The 19,726-nt window shown below is 43.8% G+C and carries 19 protein-coding genes; 12 read left to right on the top strand and 7 right to left on the bottom strand.

What is annotated here, in order from left to right; all coding sequences use genetic code 11:
- Positions 1–51 precede the first annotated feature (51 nt).
- Positions 52–1,044, top strand: a complete 993-nt coding sequence (locus tag F6K53_RS12425; RefSeq protein WP_293017817.1) for a ribose-phosphate pyrophosphokinase — start codon at positions 52–54, stop codon at positions 1,042–1,044.
- Between the two features lie 139 nt (positions 1,045–1,183).
- On the opposite strand, the gene F6K53_RS12420 is transcribed toward F6K53_RS12425, so the two are convergent.
- Positions 1,184–2,602 (bottom strand): DUF4335 domain-containing protein, encoded by a 1,419-nt coding sequence (locus F6K53_RS12420; protein WP_293080910.1) that lies wholly within the window; start codon positions 2,600–2,602, stop codon positions 1,184–1,186.
- Between the two features lie 485 nt (positions 2,603–3,087).
- Positions 3,088–3,693: a DUF3038 domain-containing protein gene (locus F6K53_RS12415; protein WP_293036322.1), complete on the bottom strand. Its 606-nt coding sequence runs from the start codon at positions 3,691–3,693 to the stop codon at positions 3,088–3,090.
- Between the two features lie 175 nt (positions 3,694–3,868).
- On the opposite strand from F6K53_RS12415, the gene F6K53_RS12410 reads away from it, so the two are divergent.
- From F6K53_RS12410 to fusA, 4 genes are all read left to right on the top strand, one after another.
- A complete protein-coding gene (locus F6K53_RS12410; protein ID WP_293036320.1) occupies positions 3,869–4,387 on the top strand; it encodes an adenine phosphoribosyltransferase in 519 nt (172 codons plus the stop codon).
- A gap of 152 nt (positions 4,388–4,539) precedes the next feature.
- On the top strand, positions 4,540–5,604 hold the full coding sequence (locus F6K53_RS12405) for an ABC transporter permease (protein ID WP_293036317.1): 1,065 nt from the start codon (positions 4,540–4,542) through the stop codon (positions 5,602–5,604).
- Positions 5,605–6,039: 435 nt separating this feature from the next.
- Positions 6,040–6,333 (top strand): hypothetical protein, encoded by a 294-nt coding sequence (locus tag F6K53_RS12400; protein WP_293017827.1) that lies wholly within the window; start codon positions 6,040–6,042, stop codon positions 6,331–6,333.
- A 318-nt stretch (positions 6,334–6,651) separates the two neighbouring features.
- On the top strand, positions 6,652–8,742 hold the full coding sequence (gene fusA, locus F6K53_RS12395; protein WP_293065323.1) for an elongation factor G: 2,091 nt from the start codon (positions 6,652–6,654) through the stop codon (positions 8,740–8,742).
- Positions 8,743–8,807: 65 nt separating this feature from the next.
- Here fusA and F6K53_RS12390 read toward each other — a convergent pair whose 3' ends face one another.
- Together F6K53_RS12390 and panB are read right to left on the bottom strand one after the other, a co-directional pair.
- Positions 8,808–10,544, bottom strand: a complete 1,737-nt coding sequence (locus F6K53_RS12390) for a glycoside hydrolase family 9 protein (protein ID WP_293065326.1) — start codon at positions 10,542–10,544, stop codon at positions 8,808–8,810.
- A 30-nt stretch (positions 10,545–10,574) separates the two neighbouring features.
- Positions 10,575–11,357 (bottom strand): 3-methyl-2-oxobutanoate hydroxymethyltransferase, encoded by a 783-nt coding sequence (gene panB, locus F6K53_RS12385; protein ID WP_293017833.1) that lies wholly within the window; start codon positions 11,355–11,357, stop codon positions 10,575–10,577.
- 240 nt (positions 11,358–11,597) lie between these two features.
- Between panB and F6K53_RS12380 the strand changes: the two genes are divergently transcribed.
- The 3 genes from F6K53_RS12380 (at position 11,598) to hpsU (ending at position 14,392) form a co-directional block, all read left to right on the top strand.
- Positions 11,598–12,551, top strand: coding sequence for a glycosyltransferase family 2 protein (locus tag F6K53_RS12380; RefSeq protein WP_293080907.1), 954 nt, complete (start codon positions 11,598–11,600; stop codon positions 12,549–12,551).
- 269 nt (positions 12,552–12,820) lie between these two features.
- Complete coding sequence (locus F6K53_RS12375; protein ID WP_293080904.1) at positions 12,821–13,774, top strand: glycosyltransferase family 2 protein; 954 nt, start codon at positions 12,821–12,823, stop codon at positions 13,772–13,774.
- A 9-nt stretch (positions 13,775–13,783) separates the two neighbouring features.
- Complete coding sequence (hpsU, locus tag F6K53_RS12370; protein WP_293080901.1) at positions 13,784–14,392, top strand: hormogonium polysaccharide biosynthesis acetyltransferase HpsU; 609 nt, start codon at positions 13,784–13,786, stop codon at positions 14,390–14,392.
- Here hpsU and F6K53_RS12365 read toward each other — a convergent pair.
- Positions 14,353–14,514 carry a hypothetical protein gene (locus tag F6K53_RS12365; RefSeq protein ID WP_293080898.1) on the bottom strand — a complete coding sequence of 54 codons (162 nt, stop codon included), beginning with the start codon at positions 14,512–14,514 and terminating at the stop codon, positions 14,353–14,355. The genes hpsU and F6K53_RS12365 overlap by 40 nt on opposite strands.
- Before the next feature lie 224 nt (positions 14,515–14,738).
- On the opposite strand from F6K53_RS12365, the gene F6K53_RS12360 reads away from it, so the two are divergent.
- Positions 14,739–15,476: a hypothetical protein gene (locus tag F6K53_RS12360; RefSeq protein WP_293080895.1), complete on the top strand. Its 738-nt coding sequence runs from the start codon at positions 14,739–14,741 to the stop codon at positions 15,474–15,476.
- Positions 15,477–15,754: 278 nt separating this feature from the next.
- Here the strand turns inward: F6K53_RS12360 and F6K53_RS12355 are convergent, their stop codons facing one another.
- Entirely contained in the window at positions 15,755–16,696 is a 942-nt protein-coding gene (locus tag F6K53_RS12355; RefSeq protein WP_293080892.1) for a glutathione S-transferase family protein, read from the bottom strand.
- Positions 16,674–16,940, bottom strand: coding sequence for a hypothetical protein (locus F6K53_RS12350; protein WP_293080889.1), 267 nt, complete (start codon positions 16,938–16,940; stop codon positions 16,674–16,676). Before F6K53_RS12350 ends, F6K53_RS12355 begins: the two co-directional genes overlap by 23 nt.
- A 565-nt stretch (positions 16,941–17,505) precedes the next feature.
- Between F6K53_RS12350 and F6K53_RS12345 the strand changes: the two genes are divergently transcribed.
- The 3 genes from F6K53_RS12345 to F6K53_RS12335 all read left to right on the top strand — a co-directional run bounded on the left by F6K53_RS12345 (position 17,506) and on the right by F6K53_RS12335 (position 19,715).
- Complete coding sequence (locus tag F6K53_RS12345) at positions 17,506–17,928, top strand: hypothetical protein (protein WP_293080886.1); 423 nt, start codon at positions 17,506–17,508, stop codon at positions 17,926–17,928.
- A gap of 48 nt (positions 17,929–17,976) precedes the next feature.
- A complete protein-coding gene (locus tag F6K53_RS12340; RefSeq protein WP_293074610.1) occupies positions 17,977–19,293 on the top strand; it encodes a sigma-70 family RNA polymerase sigma factor in 1,317 nt (438 codons plus the stop codon).
- Between the two features lie 296 nt (positions 19,294–19,589).
- A complete protein-coding gene (locus F6K53_RS12335; protein WP_293074601.1) occupies positions 19,590–19,715 on the top strand; it encodes a hypothetical protein in 126 nt (41 codons plus the stop codon).
- Positions 19,716–19,726 lie beyond the last annotated feature (11 nt).

The raw sequence follows: 19,726 nt of genomic DNA, 5'->3' as shown, positions 1-19,726 counted from the left end.
GATATTCGTAGAATGTTAAGATCGCGTTGAAATAAGCTTCGAGGGTTTGCTGTGAGCAGTTCAGTTACTTTAGAGCTTCAACCTATTCTGCCCCAGATAGCCGATAACAATCGTTTAAGACTATTTTCTGGTTCGGCAAATGTTTCCCTTTCTCAGGAAGTGGCACGCTATCTAGGACTCGACTTGGGACCGATGGTACGGAAACGATTTGCTGATGGGGAGCTCTATGTCCAAATTCAAGAATCCATCAGGGGGTGTGATGTTTACCTGATTCAACCGACTTGCTATCCGGTGAATGATTACCTGATGGAGTTACTGATTATGATCGATGCTTGCCGTCGAGCCTCAGCGCGGCAAGTTACTGCTGTGATTCCTTACTATGGTTATGCTCGAGCAGACCGTAAAACCGCTGGCCGTGAGTCCATTACAGCGAAACTGGTGGCTAACCTGATTACTGGAGCTGGTGCTAATCGGATTTTGGCAATGGATTTGCACTCCGCTCAAATTCAAGGTTATTTCGATATTCCCTGTGACCATGTCTACGGTTCACCAGTATTGCTACAATATCTGGCTTCTAAAGACCTAACCGATCTGGTAGTAGTTTCCCCCGACGTTGGTGGTGTGGCTAGAGCCAGAGCGTTTGCTAAAAAGCTATATGATGCTCCTCTTGCGATTATCGACAAGCGCAGGCAAGCTCACAATATCGCTCAAGTCATGAATGTGATTGGGGATGTCAAGGGTAAAACTGCGGTGTTAGTCGATGATATGATTGACACCGCTGGCACGATTTGTGAAGCTGCCAAAGTACTGCGTCAAGAGGGGGCTCGCCAAGTCTATGCTTGTGCAACCCATGCCGTGTTTTCCCCACCAGCTGTAGAGCGCCTCTCTAGTGGGGTGTTTGAAGAAGTAATTGTTACCAATACTATTCCACTACCGGACGCCAAACGGTTTCCACAGCTGACAGTGCTTTCAGTGGCTAACTTATTGGGTGAAACCATCTGGCGTATTCATGAAGACTCTTCTGTCAGCAGTATGTTTCGTTAAAAATCCCCCCTGGAGCAGGGGGGATTTTAATTTTAAACAGTTGTGTTGAGTGTTAAGTGTTGACTCGAAACAAGCAATGGTTAACGGTCAACCAAGAACGCAACTGGGTATCAGCCAAAATTCCATTTTCCACAGTAAATTATTCGTTGCTCCTGTAGGGACTAACATCTAACTCACCATTAGTCTTAAACACTACTCGGAAATGACCAAGGGGCTTCTGGGGTACTAACCCAGTCCCTTCGCCACCAATTCCAGCTGCTGCTGGCTTGATTAGGCGTTCTAGAGGAGTTTCTTGGGAGTAATCCCAAGACTCTTTATCAATTGCTTCATAATCAGCAATGATAGCCTCTTCAGTCACACCTACCCGATAAGTTAAATCTTGAGGATAGCTAGAGGTTTTATTCCAACTGTCACGAATTGTCTGAGACACTTTGTCTTTCAAATCATTAATGACAGCGATGTCAGTGATTTCTGGACCTAGGGTAATCTTACCAAGATAACCATCCCAAGGACTGATTTCCAGTATCCCTTCGTCTTCCCCTTGTTTAAATAACACCTGGAACTGAGCAATAGGTTCTTGGGTAGCAATATTGTCTGAAGTTTTGGTGTATAGCAACTCAGTCAGGGGGGTTTGCTCTGACCCATCCAAGGGTGTGCCATTAACAGGTTTGTAGCCTAAAATCGCGCCATCTCTGCCAACACTAACCTGGTATTTTAAATTCCCAGCAAACTGTTTCCGGTTCCCCCAAGCTCGAAAAATTCGCTTTTGCAAGCTTCTTTGTATATAGCGCAACTCTGTGGGATCAGTAATTTCTGGTGCAGTTGTCAGGACTTTTTCTAGCTCCTCAATCGAGAGTGGTGTTCCCTTTGGTGTTGGTGTTGGTGTTGCCTGAGGGTCACTCTCCCCAGTTGGGGTAGTGGTTTCATTGGCATTTTCCCGTGTTAGGGAAGGTTCGGGTTCCCGTACTTCTGGAATCGGTACAAAGAAAAATGCGATCGCAGCTAGAGCCAAACTTGCCATTCCCAGTGCAGCGGGGGCAGTACGCTCGGTTACTGGTTTTTCAGCTTGGCGATAGTGCTTAGAAACAGGCTGTAACGAAACACTAATATCTGGTAGGGTTCGTCCATCAGCCAAAAACTGGTCAATCGCCTCCACCAAGTCAAACAACTGCACTGTGTTCAAATCTACATGGAGAGGTTTCCCTGAGTTGGTCATTCCTCGTGACCCAGGAGTATCTTGCAGTGTCAGTCGATGCAAATTCTTGTCCTCGACTTTCTGCAGATGCACCTTAGCTGGTTTCTCAGCATGGGGTTGGGGGTGAGGCACTTTAGACAAAAATTCCTGAGCATAGCGGCTTACACTATGTACCAAGTCCTCAAAAAAATCCCGGCCACCACTTAGGGGTTGGTTCATAGCCCCTAAATGGCATTCCGCATTAGTTAGAGTTGTCAGCAATGGTCGGGCATCTGGCTGTAACCCATCCCCTTTGGTACTATTACTCCAACCCTCCAGGATTAGGGTACAGTTGGGAAGACTGTACTGGCGTCGAATTGTCATCGGCTGTTCCTGCTGAAAAATCCCTATGAATGCTTCCCCCACCTGCGTTCTCGTGGTGTGGGTATCCGTCTTGATTACAAGGGTTTATCCCTCGCGACAGGCGGCATCCTCGCCGAACATCCAGGACTTTTGCTGGACTGTTCCCCCAAGTCGTTTCCGCTATGGGGCTTATTCAATGAAGCTTTTACCTGAGAGTCTGACGTTTATGAACCGACTACAAAGGATTTATAGGTTAATTTTCCCAATCGTAGAGAGGTCGTGCCTCAGGGTTGCTCAGAATCTCGTCTGTCCTTCGCCGTACCGCTCAAGATGATGTCATTATATCATATTTTTGCGCTCCTAACCCCCACCTGAAGGAAGTGGGGGAATGGGTCGCTCATTTTTGTTCAACCTCTTAGAATAGCATTGAGGGTAATGGATAATTGGTAATGGTTAATTAATCTGGCTATACTTGATGGCATGGCGATAATCAGCAACGGCAACATTCAAGGCAATTCCCCATCAAACAAACTAGTCCATAATCTTTGCCTTCCAGAAGTGCCTGTACAGAACAGAAGCTGACTCAATAGAGAAATTGCCAGTTCATTCAACTTTTCTTGAGAGTTATAGGCAGCAACTTTAGAGCGACGGGGGTTCATCCGGCTGCGAAAATGAGCCTGGAACCTTTCCAAATACTTATATAGGCGAAAATGTTGTTCTAGAGGCACCTGCTTTTCCAGCAGTTGTTGATAAGCGGTCAACAACTGCCTAATCAGAACGGTCATTCGGCGTGCCATATGACTAGCAATCACCACTAGAGCCTTAGCTTCTTCTGGAGTTAAAGGACGTCGTGTGTAAGAGCGCCGCCAGGGATTGGTAGAGCGCATACGCCACAGGACAACACGATTTTTAATAATGTCCTGAAGTTCCAGCTCTCTAGCCGCCAATAGCATCGCCTCAGAACCTCCCAGTTCCAGAGCTTCAATGGCTAGTAAAATTAGGTCAATATGCAACCGAGTTCGTGGTGGACAGCCCTGAGCTGGAATCCTGAAATCAGGTAGGCTATCTAAAATTATTGGCTTTGACTGGGAAGCAGGACTATTGGTCAGCATTACGGTCCGTCGAAAGATTCACTCTAATAGCGCTTATCCTACAGCGAAAACCTTTTGAATAGATTTGTTCCAAGGAATCACACAAGGTTCAGCTTTCTAGTGTACGCTTTTACAGAAAGGGAATGGCAAGCTATAGTTTGATTCAAACCCGATTGATAACTAACTTCACCTACCGATGGATTTAAAATCTCTGATTCGCGATATCCCTGACTTTCCCAAACCAGGGATTGTATTTCGGGATATCACTACCCTCCTGAGAAATCCAGAAGGACTGCGCTACACTATCGATACCTTAGCTCAAAAATTTCAGGAAGCAGGAGTAAGGGCTGATTATGTCGTGGGTATGGAGTCTCGTGGTTTTATATTTGGACCACCTATAGCTTACCAACTCGGGGCTGGGTTTGTCCCAGTGCGCAAACCGGGTAAGCTACCAGCACCGGTATACTCGGCTGAGTATGACCTAGAATACGGCACAGACAAGTTGGAAGTCCATCAAGATGCTTTCACACCTAACTCCCAGGTTGTGATTATTGATGATTTAATTGCTACTGGAGGAACAGCAGCAGCTACAGTCAACCTGGTAGAACAAGCAGGCGGTCAAGTGGTAGGTCTTGGCTTTATCATCGAATTACGGGATTTAGGTGGACGTCAGCAACTGCCTGATGTACCCCTGATCACCCTGGTTGACTATTAGTTAACCATTATACTTAACCATTACTTATTAGTCATTGCTCAAAAGATAAGTTTATAAGAATTAAGAATTAAGAATTAAGAATTAAGAATTAAGAATTAAGAATTAAAGGACTTTAAAGCAATGACGAATGACTAACAACTAACGACTATTATATGACTTCTTCTACTAGAGATTCTAGCATTATCAATCGGTTTGATGGGGCTTGGCATAGACTAAAACTTCTGGTCACGAGTGAGACCTTTCTATACGTGGTCAAGCGACTGTTGCAGGGTCTTTTGACCTTGCTGTTGGCATCTGCTCTAAGTTTTGCCATTATTCAGCTTGCACCGGGAGATTTTCTGGATACCCTCAGGCAAAATCCCAAAATTTCCCCGGAACGCATCGAGGAACTCAAGGAGCAATTTGGTTTAGATCAGCCAGCAATTGTGCAGTATTGGCGTTGGCTAGTACGAGTTGTGACCAAATTTGACTTTGGTACCAGTTTCGCTTACTTCCGTCCCGTCTCCTCTTTGTTATTGGAGCGGATACCAGCCACCTTACTCTTAGCAATAGCCTCAATCTTTATTACTTGGGCGATCGCAATTCCTCTCGGTATCCTGGCTGCTGTCAATCAGAATCGCACCACTGACCGATTTCTACAAGTCATTAGCTACACAGGTCAGGGTTTCCCCAGCCTAATCACTGCTCTGTTGCTGCTCATCCTTGCCCAGAATCTTTCCCCCTTATTTCCTGTCGGTAGTATGACCAGTATCAATCATGATGATTTATCCGCCATTGGTAAGGTTTTGGATATTGGCTGGCATATGATTTTGCCAACTATTGCTCTATCCATTACTAGTTTTGCTGGTCTACAGCGAATTACTAGGGGTGAATTACTTGATGTGCTACGGCAAGACTACATTCAGACAGCCCGTGCTAAGGGACTCCCAGAAAATCGAGTTATCTATGTCCATGCCTTGCGCAATGCTATCAATCCTCTGATTACCATCCTTGGCTTTGAGTTTGCTTCTCTACTCAGTGGCTCATTTATTGCTGAAATTTTCTTCAACTGGCCAGGTTTAGGTCGTTTGATTTTACAGGCGGTAACTGCTCAAGACCTCTATCTGGTAATGGGAAGCTTGATGATGGGGGCTACAATGCTGATTTTGGGTAATTTGTTAGCAGACTTGCTGCTGAAAGTAGTTGATCCCCGCATTCGTCTGGAAGATTTGAAATAGACAATGGATAATGAAGTCTCAAGGATTAAGTGGTAACTCTGTGTTTCCTTGTCCGAAGTTACCTTTTTAGGTCAATTTTTGTTTACAACCAAAATAGAATAAGACCTTTGATTAAATCAGGAAAAAAAACTGAAACTATTGTCCCTAATACCTCCTGCCTTATGCCTTCAGCATAGCTGCCTTGCTAACTCGCGGACGTGCCTCAGCACTATTTTCGTAAGTATTCAGCCGTCAGCGATCAGCGATCAGCTATCAGCTAATGCGCTACCCGCACGCTAATTGATGTGCTAGCAGACACTTTCACTGCACTGGGTCGGATGAGTAAAATGAGCAGGGATTTTCAAGCAGCAGTACCACTCAGTAAGCTGATTTTATACCTTCCGTTGATTAGCTGACTGCTGACTGCTGATAGCTGAATGCTTACCTATTTTCAAGATGTTTACCCAAATTCATTATCTGATTCTTTCTAGAAGGAACGGTCGTTATCTGGTTGCCCAACCCAAAGCTGGTAGCCCAGAGGCTGGCGCTGGATATCTGTTGATGTTTCGCGAACACTTTGATGCCCTGAGTTATATCAATACCCACGGTGCTGATTTAGCTGACCAATTTTCTGTAGAGTCGGTTTCTGGGAGTCAGTTGAAGAATTTGCTGGAACGGTGGGGGTTTGTTGGTGTGGGTGTTGTTCAAGACCCATTGGTACCTCAAATTGAGTTTTTTTCTTACGGATAAGGGCTATTAGGTGACACAAGCAGACTATTCAAGTAGTCCCAAAAATAGCGATCGCATTTGCCCAAGCTCTCTGGCTTGACTGGGGATAATTCATAGCCCTAACCTCAAAGCAGCTGCTGAATCACCGATAGAGCAATATAACCGTCGTTCCGTGATTAATTTTTTTGAACAGGCAATGATTGGGAGGGCTGGTTATTCTCTGATTGATATTTCCTCTTGCTTGTTGATCACGACAACCATCACACCGCTGCTGGGCATATTGTTAATATGCATAGATTTTGTTTAAATTTTATTAAGGAGTAAATATAAGGAGTAACTATGAAAGACCTCACTGCTTATCGAAATATCGGTATCTTTGCTCACGTGGACGCAGGCAAGACAACTACAACAGAGAGGATACTAAAACTTACCGGGAAAATCCACAAAATTGGTGAGGTTCACGAAGGTGCAGCTACAACGGACTTTATGGAACAGGAACAAGAGCGCGGTATTACTATTCAGTCTGCCGCCACCAGTTGTTTCTGGAAAGACCACCAACTCAACATTATTGATACCCCAGGTCACGTAGACTTTACCATTGAAGTTTACCGTTCTCTGAAGGTTCTCGACGGTGGCGTTGGTGTTTTCTGTGGCTCAGGTGGTGTAGAACCCCAGTCAGAAACTAACTGGCGCTACGCCAATGATTCAAAAGTTGCTCGGATTATCTACGTAAACAAACTTGACCGTCTCGGGGCTGATTTCTACCGAGTGGTTAAGCAGGTAGAAGATGTCCTTGGTGCTAAGCCTCTGGTAATGGTACTGCCGATCGGAACTGAGAACGATTTTGTGGGTTTAGTGGATTTGCTAACCCGTAAGGCATGGGTATGGGATGAGTCTGGGGATCCCATGAACTATGAGATTCAAGATGTTCCCGCCGACATGGTTGATGATGTAGAAACCTACCGCGAGCAGTTAATTGAATTGGCTGTGGAGCAGGATGACGAGGTGATGGAACAGTATCTAGAAGGGGAAGAACCAGATATCGAAAGCCTTAAGCGTTGCATTCGCAAGGGAACTCGTGAGCTGGCTTTCTTCCCTACCTACTGCGGTTCATCCTTCAAGAATAAGGGAGTGCAGTTGGTACTTGATGCTGTAGTTGACTACCTGCCGAATCCCACTGAAGTCAAACCCCAGCCAGAAATCGATCTAGAAGGTAACGAAACCGGTACCCTTGCCTATGTTGACCCAGAAAAACCTTTGCGTGCCTTGGCGTTTAAGATCATGGATGACCGCTTTGGTGCTCTGACCTTTACCCGTATCTACTCAGGAACCTTATCCAAGGGTGACACAGTACTTAATACCTTCACCGGTAAAACTGAGCGTATTGGTCGTTTGGTAGAAATGCATGCGGATTCCAGGGAAGAAATTAACTCTGCCCAGGCAGGTGATATTGTTGCCATCGTTGGGATGAAAAATGTCCAGACTGGGCATACCCTCTGTGACCCGAAAAATCCTGCTACTCTTGAGCCGATGGTCTTCCCAGACCCCGTGATTTCCATTGCGATCGCACCTAAGAAAAAAGGTTCGTCTGAGAAAATGGGCATTGCCCTAAGCAAGATGGTTCAGGAAGACCCATCTTTCCACGTTGAAACTGACCAGGAAAGTGGGGAAACGATCATTAAGGGCATGGGTGAGCTGCACCTAGACATTAAGGTTGATATCCTGAAACGGACTCATGGCGTTGAGGTGGAGGTAGGTAAGCCCCAGGTGGCATACCGTGAATCCATTACTAAGCGCATCGAAGACAGCTATACCCACAAGAAGCAGTCTGGTGGTTCTGGTCAATATGGTAAAATCGATTACGTTATTGAACCTGGTGAAACCGGTACTGGCTTCCAGTTTGAGTCCAAGGTCACTGGTGGTAATGTCCCCAGAGAATTTTGGCCTGCTGTGCAAAAGGGCTTTGAAAGCAGTATTCAAAAGGGTCTGTTGGCTGGATTCCCTTGTGTGGACTTCAAGGTTACCTTGACTGATGGTGCTTACCACCCCGTAGACTCATCGGCTATAGCCTTTGAAATTGCGGCCAGGGCTGCTTATCGGCAATCCTTTGGCAAGGCTTCACCTCAATTGTTAGAGCCAATTATGAAAGTGGATGTATTCACACCAGAAGATTACATGGGGGATGTAATTGGTGACCTCAATCGCCGCCGTGGGATGATTAAGTCTCAGGAGAAAACTCTTACTGGTGCTCGCATTAAGGCAGATGCACCCTTGAGTGAGATGTTTGGCTATATTGGTGACCTGCGTACTATGACATCCGGTCGTGGTCAGTTCTCAATGGAGTTCTCCCACTACGCCCCTTGCCCCAATAATGTGGCAGAAGAGGTAATTAAAGAAGTGAAGGAACGCGAGGAAGCTGCTAAAGGTTAATCTTGTGATTTAACCAGAGTTCCTGGCTGGTTTTGGACTGGCCAGGAACATCATGTGATCAATAATTAAGTCTGTGCGATCACCATCCCCATCAAGGCAATCACCGAAGCATTGTAATCAATAGCATATTCATTAGTAGCCCAAGACCGCTCATCATCTACATAACTCAACATTCCCAAGCCTTTAGGCGCAATCTCATCCTGGGCATCAGTATTAGGACCCCCTACCATCAGACCAGGGATGACAATTTTTTTAGCTCGGGAAATCCGGTGATGAACATTACGCACCGAGTTGCTACCAACACCGGTAATAAAGCAAAGATTAAAATGATTCCGCCCCAGCAAATAATCTAACTGCTCAACAGCTGCCTTATAGTAGCCTCGATTCCCAGTGATGCGGTAGGCATAGAGTAGAGTAATTCCTTCTTCAGCTACCTTGTGATTAGATGCCCAATGGAATTTATCAATAGCTAAACGGTAGCCACTACGGTTAATCTTTTCCATCAGACTATCCGCCCTTCTCATCAGCCTAGCTGTGATTTCTAATTTCAGTTTGTCTGACCCCTTCCTTTGTTTCTGCACCAAATAGTTAACCATTGCTAGAGGAGAGGGATCTTTCCAACCAAACTCACCATAGTCGAAGGCGGTGATAGTTTTAGCTAAGTATTTCTCGTAGCTAGTCTTCCCTGTAGTAATATACAGTTCTACGGCTGCCCAGAAGCGGTCATCTTGATCGGTTTTTAAGGATTCTTGCTGATCCCACTCTCCAAAAAGATACTTACCTGAACCGGTGTCATCTCCTTCTTGCCAATCCACCTTCATAGATCGCTGTTTTCGGAGAAACCCCCAGGCTTTCTGTGCCGCTTGTAAGTAGGTTTGAGCTTGTTGCTTGTCAAAGGGAGTATAAACTCTAGCAGCCATTGCCATTACTGCTGCAAACTTGCCAGTCTCAGGTGTCGAAATCCCAAAAATGTACCGTGCTTGAGTATCTTGATTGGGTAGAATTTCCCCTGGCCAATTCTTTCCTGACAACTTGCGGTAGACAGCACCATCCTCCCGCTGCATCTTCAACAGCCAATCTAATCCTACTTTGACCTCATCGAGTAGATCAGGTCTACCATTGCCGCTTTCTGGTATAGTTAATTGGTTGTCCCTAAATAATTTAGGATATTGCTCGTACAAGTTTAACAACCGTCCGATGGTGACTGTCATTGGCGCAACATATTTAGCAAAATCCCCAGAATTATGCCAGCCACCTTGGGCAGATTTGAAGTCACCAGCTTTATGAAACTCATCGTTGTGGGCAATAATCCCATCTTTGAGATGGCAGGGGGGATGTTTTACTCCAGATACTGAATCATTTACAGCAACACCGCACCGTTGCAAATAGTATGACCGGAGTAGCTTTGTAAAGGTATCCTTATAGATTTGCTTACCAATGCCAAACGGATAAGACTGACTATAGCCGTATTTGAGGTAATAGCTACCTGATTTATCGAATTTAGTAAAATCAATAACTCTAATTTTATCATTACTGGCTTTATCGCTTACAGAATTTCCCAGGTTGGTCACAAAAACCGTTTTGTGAGTGATTAAATCAACCAGTTCAACCTGCTTCTTTTCCGAATTGGGGGCATTGATTAAGAAAGCCAACTTAGGCCCAGTTGGGTAATAGCCTATTTGATTGATAACAATTTTTCCTCTAGCTGCTGGATTATAGGGTTGAGCATTAAGCTTGGAAAAAAATCCATAAGCGATCGCACTAATCCAGCCAATAATAAAAAATCTTCTATCTATGTTCATCGTGAAGCTTTTACTTCAATGATATCTTGATTATTGGTCTTTTGGAAATTTTCCAGAACGAACCTCAGTACTAAACTCCTGCACGGCTTGGGTAATTACCTGGCGCAAATTAACATAAGACTTAGCAAAGGGTGGCTGGCGCTCGGAAAGTCCTAGTAAATCCGCTGTAACTAACACCTGCCCATCACAGTGGGGTCCGGCTCCAATGCCAATGGTGGAAATAGTTAATTTTTGTGTAATTGACCTTGCCAAATCGGGGGGAATATGCTCTAAAACGATAGCAAAGGCACCAGCTTGCTCCAATGCGATCGCATCCTGCAAAATCCGCTCCCCAGTTTCCGCTGTTTTTCCTTGTTGCCGTAAACCCAGTAGATGAATAGACTGCGGTGTTAAACCTACATGACCCATCACCGGAATTCCCACAGCGGTAAGTCTGGCCACAGTTTCAGCCATGGCAGGGTATCCTCCCTCCAACTTCACTGCCACTGCCCCAGTTTCCTTCAAAACTCGACCGGCAGAGTGGATTGCCTGCTGAGGACTTTCCTGATAACTCAAAAACGGCAAATCACAAACCACTAATGCCCGTTTAACACCGCGACACACCGCTTTGGCATGGTGAATCATGTCATCAAGGGTCACTGGCAGCGTTGTGGAGTAACCCAGCGTAACCATTGCTAGAGAATCCCCGACCATGATTATGTCTACTCCCGCTTCATCCAACAGCTGAGCGATCGCATAATCCGCAGCGGTCAGCACCACAATCTGGCGCTCCTGTTGTTTCCATTGATTCAACTGCTTGATAGTAACTGCCATAACCAATAAAAGTTTCAGTCAATCCAATTAATAATTCTGAAAGATGCTGATGAAAAAAGTGAACTGAACTATGGAAATCTTTGTAAAGAAGCGAGAACTACTGACTTCAGTGTAATTTTTCTGTGCCAATGATTGATGACTCATTAAGGGTATATGGGTTGATTACGGTAATCAAGAAGGTTGAACAATCTTGGTTGAGTAGGGAATACTAAGAATGAAGCTTCCTCGATCAGGTTCCCTATGTCAGAGCCTCTAATTTCTGCCATCATCTGCACCCACAATCGTGAAGAATATTTGGGTGCAGCCATTGATAGCTTGCTACAGCAGGATTTTGCCGATTATGAAGTAATTGTGGTCGATAATGCCTCAAGCGATCGCACCCGTAACATAGTTGACCAACGCTTAGACAACTCTCGACTAAACTATATTTATGAACCCGTACTTGGTTTATCCGTAGCTCGTAACACCGGGGCGGCCACTGCCCGTGCTGCTATTTTAGCTTATCTGGATGATGATGCCGTTGCCAGTGCCCGTTGGCTTAAGACAATTTACGAAGCTTATCAAAGCAACGAGAAACTAGCAATTGCTGGTGGTAAAGTAACCCTATTGTGGCCAGATGGCATTACCTCTCCCTCCTGGTTATCACCAGACCTAGCCGGAAATTTGGGAGCTTATGACCTAGGGGAAACCCTAATTGAGATCCAAAATCCTGGTTTGACTCCCAGAGGTTTAAATTACTCGATCAGGCGGACTTTCCTGGAGAAAATCGGTGGTTTTGATGTCAATTTAGGTCGTGTGGGGAAAAATCTGTTATCTAATGAAGAGTTACATATGACAGAATTAGCTCTCCAGGATGGTTGGCATGTTGCTTATCTACCTGATGCTCTAGTGGCTCACAATGTTGCCCCAGAACGAATCAATAAACGTTGGTTTTTGAATCGTGGTTGGTGGCAAGGTATTAGCGAGTGTTACCGGGAACAATTGGTTGGTCGTGCTGGTACTGCCCAATTGTTACGGGGAGGTGAACGAATGATGCGAGGAATCTACAAATCCTTGAAGCACTTCCGCAATCCAGCTCTGCGCTTTGATAATTTGGTTTATGCCTATGGTCAAATCGGTTATCTGAGTGCAGTAATTAAAGGAATGCTACAAAGGAGCAACTCCTCTGTATCCCACAACCAGTCCAGTAATTAATGAGACTGGATAAGAGGTAATCTTATATTATATAGCAATCCGTGTAGGAATTGAGAGAATGTTTGTTCCCTGTTCCCTACTCCCTGCTCCCTGCTCCCTGTTCCCTGTTCCCAGATCCGCTGTTCCCTTTGCAATAGCACAGATACTTTTGGTTGATTGTTGACTGTTCAATGTTTACTGATAAGCCTTAATTTTAGTTAAGGTTTGCTGTTAGTTATTATTGGCCAATAGACTTTTAATAAAACTTCCACAATTGCAGGTGTTTAATTATGAAATCCCCTAACACTAAACTTCCGGTATCAGTTCTAATTCCAGCCAAAAATGAAGAGGCTAATTTACCAGCTTGTCTTGAGAGTGTTAATAGAGCAGATGAAGTTTTTGTTGTCGATTCCCAAAGCAGCGATCGCTCCATTGAAATTGTGGAAGAATACGGTGCAAACCTAGTTCAATTCCATTTTAATGGGTTTTGGCCCAAAAAGAAGAACTGGAGTTTAGACAATCTTGAATTCCGCAATCAATGGGTATTAATTGTTGATTGCGACGAGCGCATTACTCCAGAACTTTGGGATGAGATTGCTGTGGCAATCGAAAATCATGATTATAACGGCTACTATATCAATCGTAAAGTATTCTTCCTAGGACAATGGATTCGTTTTGGTGGCAAATATCCAGACTGGAATCTACGGTTGTTTAAACACGAAAAAGGTCGCTACGAAAACCTGAAAACGGAAGGAATTCCCAATACTGGAGACAACGAAGTGCATGAACACGTTGTCTTAGAAGGCAAAGCTGGCTATCTTCAAAATGATATGCTGCACATCGACTTTAAGGACATTTACCATTGGCTAGAACGGCACAATCGCTACTCTAATTGGGAAGCTCGTGTCTATCTGAATATACTAACAGGTAAAGATGACTCTGGCACCATCGGGGGAAATTTGTTTGGAGACGCAGTGCAGCGTAAGCGGTTTCTGAAAAAAATCTGGGTTCGACTACCGTTTAAACCAATACTGCGGTTTATTTTGTTTTACTTTATACAGCTGGGCTTTTTAGATGGAAAAGCTGGGTACATTTATGGACGCCTGTTGAGTCAGTATGAGTATCAAATTGGTGTCAAACTCTATGAGTTACAAAAGTTTAGCGGTAAGCTGAATGTAGAAAAAACTGAACCAGTACAGACACCAGTAACGCCAAAGCCATCAGTTGTCTCTACAAATACCTGAGTCTAAATTATGACTAATGACTTAAGTAAACTACCAGCGTTAGATTTAGAACCCTTAGTGGATTTACGGCAGTACGACCAATCTTGGTTTGACCGAGGACGTCCGGGCTGGTTCATTTTATTTTGGTGGTTGGTGCAAGCGATCGCATTTCCCTTAAGTCCTCATAACTTCAATGGCTTCCGCCGATGGCTGCTACAACTATTTGGAGCCAAAATTGGTACTAATGTGATCATTCGACCCACTGCTCGTTTTACTTACCCGTGGAAAGTAGAAGTTGGTGACTACAGTTGGATTGGGGATGATGTGGTTTTCTACAGCTTGGATAGGATTCGCATTGGTAGTCATTGCGTTATTTCTCAAAAATGTTACCTCTGTACTGGTAGCCACGATATGAAAGACCCAGCCTTTGGTTTAATCACATCTGAGATTAATATTGGTAACGGAGCCTGGATTGCCGCCGATTGCTTTGTTGCTCCCGGTGTCCACATTGGAGCCAATGCGGTAATTGGTGCTCGCAGCACTGTGTTTAGTAATATCCCAGAGCAGCAAGTATGCTGGGGAATACCAGCACGTCCCCGCTATCGACGGGAAATCCAGGAAATAGGGAATAGGGAGTAGGGAGTAGGGAGTAGGGAGTAGGGAGTAGGGAGTAGGGAGTAGCTTACAAGGGTAGGTTTTTTACGGCGAGTAGGTACTTTAATTACGTATAAATTATCAAAAATCTGTATTATATTATACAATTATTTCCGTGATAATTCTGTCCATCTCCCCATCTCCCCATCTCCCCATCTCCCCATCTCCCCATCTCCCCATCTCCCCACACTCTTAATCATGGGTATTCAACCGGAGTTGATAATACAAGGGTAAGTTAACCAGATCCGGAAAAATTTTCGATAAGTTTCCGGATTTTCATTTTGCCAAAAGAAAAAGATAGTGGACCACTTTAAGTCAGGATTCCATAGTCATGGTTCACAAATTCATTTTCCAAGGTTCAGCTTACCTGTTGTCAGCGTCCGTGATGTGGCAAATGCTTCCTGCAACAGCCGGAATAGTACCTGGGAAGCATGACAATAGCAATGTTCGCACCTTCGAGATTGCTGGATTATTCGATGAGCTCCGCCAAATCCGTCGAGATGTTCAAGAGGTAACTAATACCATTCGTGAAGGCAGGCGTATAATCCAAGGCACACGCGGAGTGGTTGATGAGTTTGATCAACTTGGGGACGACCTCAACTCTGGACGAGTGGTAAAGTCTTCTAACAATAATCCCTGTCGTAAAAATGGCTCTCAGAAATCGGTTGCTATCAATGAGCAGGTGATTTGTACCAAAGAGGGAGCCTATGAGTTAAGTCAGGAATTGCGTAAGGTACTGATGATGACACAAACTCGAAACCTATATATTGATGAGTTTTACGGCAATTTTTTGGACAAAGTCTTTAATCGTCCTGTTGAGTTTATGTTCGAGAATAAGGAGGAGATGACCTTAGAGAATCTTACGAAAGTGCTTGCTCTCTATGATCAGAAACGGTGGGATTATAGCAAAATCACACAGATTCTTTTCTCTCCCTCTACTAGTAAAGCAACCTTGATGTTTGGAAAACGCACCGAACCGGAAATTGTATCTGTCCCTGATTCCATTGGTGAGTTCTCAGATTCCGTATTTAAAATAAAATCTAAGTCTCCTTTCTTGAATCAAGAATAACTTGACACGTAAGCTATCAGCGGTCAGTGGTCAGCGGTCAGCGGTCAGCCATCAGCGGTCAGCGGTCAGCGGTCAGCCATCAGCTGTGGCACAGGCTTCTAGCCTGTGACTTAACTCAGATTAAACCAATGCTTACCTGTTTTATTCAAAAGCATCTCAAGTACACATTAGCTGATAGCTGATAGCTGATAGCTAATAGCTGAAAGCTGATAGCTGATAGCTGATAGCTGATAGCTGATAGCTGATAGCTGATAGCTGATAACTAATAGCTGATCGCCTTAATCACTAAAATTAATTTGTGGTCCTTTTGGAACAATTCCCGAGGGATTAATAAAGGGATGACTCTTATAATAATGATCCTTAATATGGTCAATATTACAAGTTTCTTCTACCCCTGGCTGATGATAAAGGTCTTTGAGATAATTCCACAAATTGGGATAATCGAGAATTCGTTGCCAATTACATTTAAAATGGAAATAGTAAACTGAGTCAAAGCGTAGCAGAGTGGTAAACATACACCAATCGGCTTCTGTAATGCGATCGCCACAGAGATAACGTTGTTTACCTAACACCCCTTCCCAATAGTCAAGGGCATCAAAGAGGTCAGTTACTCCTTCCTCATAAGCTTGCTGAGTAGTAGCGAATCCGGCTCGATACACACCATTATTAATAGGTTGGTAAATGGCATCAATGGTTTTATCAATCTCTTCCCGTAAATTCTCCGGATAAAAGCTGATATCCGACTGAGCAATCCCGTCGAACTCTAGGTCAAACATCCGAATAATTTCACGGGATTCATTGTTAACAATCGTGCCAGTTTCTTTATCCCAAAGTACTGGAACTGTCACCCGTCCGGTACAGTTAGGGTCACCTTTGATATAAACTTCCCGCAGATAGCGAGCACCATTGACTGTATCAGGGATACAACCAGGCCCATCGGAGAATTCCCATCCATCTTTATCCATAAATGGGTCAACAATGGACAGGGTAATCGCTTCCTCCAATCCCTTTAAGGCTCGCATAATCAGAGTGCGGTGCGCCCAGGGACAAGCATAGGAGACATAGAGATGGTAGCGTCCAGAGGCTGGTTTATAGTCTGTGGAGCCATCAGCACGAATCCAATTACGAAACTTGGTAGGATTACGCATGAATCGCCCTTGGGGGTCTTGCTGATAGGCTTCATTAGTCCATTGTCCGTTAACGAGCATCCCTGTTGCCATAGTTTTCCTGTGATGGTATTTTTTTCATACTATCTATTGCACAGGGAGTAGGGAGTAGGGAGTAGGGAGTAGGGAATGCATCGCTTAAAACCCTCTTTGCTTTTGGCTTTTGGCTTTCTCGGCATTGCTGAATCTTTGGATAAATATGAGTGGGGTGGGCATTCTGCCCGCCGGGAATATATTGAAACTGGCAAGATGCCAGTTCCACCAAGATGCCTGTTCCACCAAGATGCCCGTTCCACAAAACTATTCAAATCATTCCATTATTAAGCCAGGCCGTATATTTTACTTGCTCTTGCGTTCGCTACACGAACGCGCCTTCACCTCCAGAACTTCCGTTGACCAGCACCGAAGTCAGTACCAGGTCAATCCTACTGTTCAAGATTTTGGTAAGTGTGAGGTCATAGTCTAGGCATTTAGCTGGCCATGGCCAGCTATGAGCAGGCTTTGCCTCTGTACGTCCCAAATAAGCTCATGCCTGACACTGAGCTTAAGCAGGTGCACAAAATTAATTACACATTTTCCAAAACTCAAAGCCTTACAATGTAAGGGTTACAGAGATTGGGAGTAGGTAATTAATTATGTGTAGGTGCTTATATAGCAATCCTAAATGATTTATAAAATCTGCAAAATATGAAATCCTTGCTCGGCAAGGGTTAGAGCGATAGCTCAGTCGGCTACTATAATTTCACGAATTAGATAGGATTACTATAATCACAAAAATAATTAAGGCAGTACAATGAAATCCGAGTAAACGTATAGAAACCTTGAATAATCAAGGAATAGTCATTACAGGAGGTAGCGTAACCATGAGTAACAGTCACAACACCAACACAAGTGGTGACAATTACAACAACAATATCCAAGGCGACTATGTTCAGGGTGACAAAGAAAATACCATCATCCAAACAAATAGTTCACTCGGGGTGGGCCTTACCCAAGGCCCGACAAATATTCATAAAATAAGTGTAAATACCAAAGAACCTCAATCCCAATCCCTCGCCCAAGCAGCAGCAGAAATCCAACAATTACTCCAACAACTCGAGCAAAGCAATCCTACCGCCACAGAAGCACAGCAGGAAGCCTTTGTCAGTGCAGCCATTGAAGCAACTAAGAAGGAAAGGCTGATTAATGCTCTCAAAGAAGGCGGTCAAGGAGCAGTTGAAGAATTTCTTGATAACCCATATTTGAACGTAGTAATTAGAATTATTGAAGGGTGGAGAAACCCTTAATTTTACCGGTTAATCTATTGGTAAACTGCTGGAGCTGGAAATGTGGAAATGGTTGAGAACAGATTGCATGGGCAGCACAAGATTGACACTCAGGGGGATAATTGTAACAAGCAGATTGGGGCTGACTATATCCAGGGTGACAAAGAAGATAACATAATCCAAACAAGTAGTTCACTTGGGGTGGGCGTTACCGGCACTACTAATGCCCACAATATAGCTGGAACCATCAACGAGATTGAGGGACATAATATTCAGGCTAAGGAAGTAAATATTTACCAACAAAACGGTTGCAAAGCGAAAAAAAACAAAGACCAAAACCAGCCAGGGGACAACCAGGTAAATCATCGTTTAGTTATTACACTAAATGGCGTAGACTTAGATGAATTCATTAGGGATAAGGAATTACAAGAAGCCGTGTCATTATTACTCCAGAAAGCTTCAGGAGACACGAGCGTAAACTTTGAAAAAATTGAAGAAGGAAGTATAAAAATAACCTTAAATGGTTCTTCAGAAGGTCTTAAGCGACTTGCGGATTTAATCCAATCAGGGGAATTAGGCGAACTAGGGAAAGGTCTTGAAGAATTAGGTCTTTCTGTTGAAGATGCAAAGCTAGTAGTTAAAGACACTACAGGGGAAGACGGAAATGGGGAAGCGGATTCGGAAGAGCCAGTAGATTCCCTTGCTGCAATTTCGAGTTGTCATTTCAAGGATAAGGGCTATGGCTATTATATGGAAAAAAATATGCCGCCTCAAGAAATTGCCAAGCTGTTAAATTCACTATCTACTCAAATAGAAGATTGGCTGTACAAATTTAAAATTAATAGCACGTATACCCATGAAGACATTATACACGATGTCTTTTTACTTGTCCTAAAACTAATAGAATTCGGTAAAATAGAGTCGCATTTCAACGTTGATGGGGAACTGTTACTGATTCGAATTAAGGGTGACTTAAAAGAGCCAATTATTAATCCAAAGGCTTGGTTGCGAACAGTTGCCTTTAATTACGTAAGAGGACTACACCGTGAGTATAAGAGGTTTGTAGATATTAGTTCCGAAATGTGGGAAAGTTTACCCTCGACTGAGCAGAGTAATGCGGTCTCTTCCCGTCATACTCACCCTATGCAGTATATAGAGAACTTGGAAATGCGGGAGAAGATAAAACAACTTCCTGATGAAGACTCAAAAATTTTGGAGTTATTCTATTTTGACAAGCTTTCTTGTGCTGAAATATCGATTCTTTTAGAGTCTAAGGGCTATCCCCGGTATACGGAAGAAACTATTCGCAAAAAAAAGTGCCGAGCACTCAATAAACTCCGCCAACTTTATTTACAAACGGGATTGGTGAGCAAAATAAAATTATAGATAGGGAGCATATCATATTTATAAAAAAAAAGGAAGTGTGGTAAGTGTGAGGAGTGTGATAAGTGTGGGAGTTTTATTATAATTTTTGCCTAATTTCAGGCATTGATATGCACCCTCTAAATAACTAGTAATTGTACTTAAATTACAAAGATGACTGTGGATGTATTTGTTATTACACAGGCATTTTTTTGCGTTTATTAGCATATGAAAAAGATTGGTATAGTTGTCACGTTGGGCGATATTTTTACTCTCTTTAATAGAAACCTTTAACTAAAGTAAAATCGGGTTAAGGCGACATGAATAGCAAAGAACTCCAAGAAAAGTACGCAGCAGGGCAACGAGATTTTTGTGCTATCGACCTAGTTCAAGCTAATCTGAGTGGTATCAACCTTAGTGGTGGGCGTTGCTTAATAATGGAATGATTTAAATATAG

It is taken from the genome of Moorena sp. SIO4A1, assembly GCF_010672065.1.
Taxonomy (GTDB): Bacteria; Cyanobacteriota; Cyanobacteriia; order Cyanobacteriales; family Coleofasciculaceae; genus Moorena.
The sequence above is the reverse complement of the archived record's forward strand: the minus strand, read 5'-3'. Positions and strand labels throughout refer to the sequence as shown.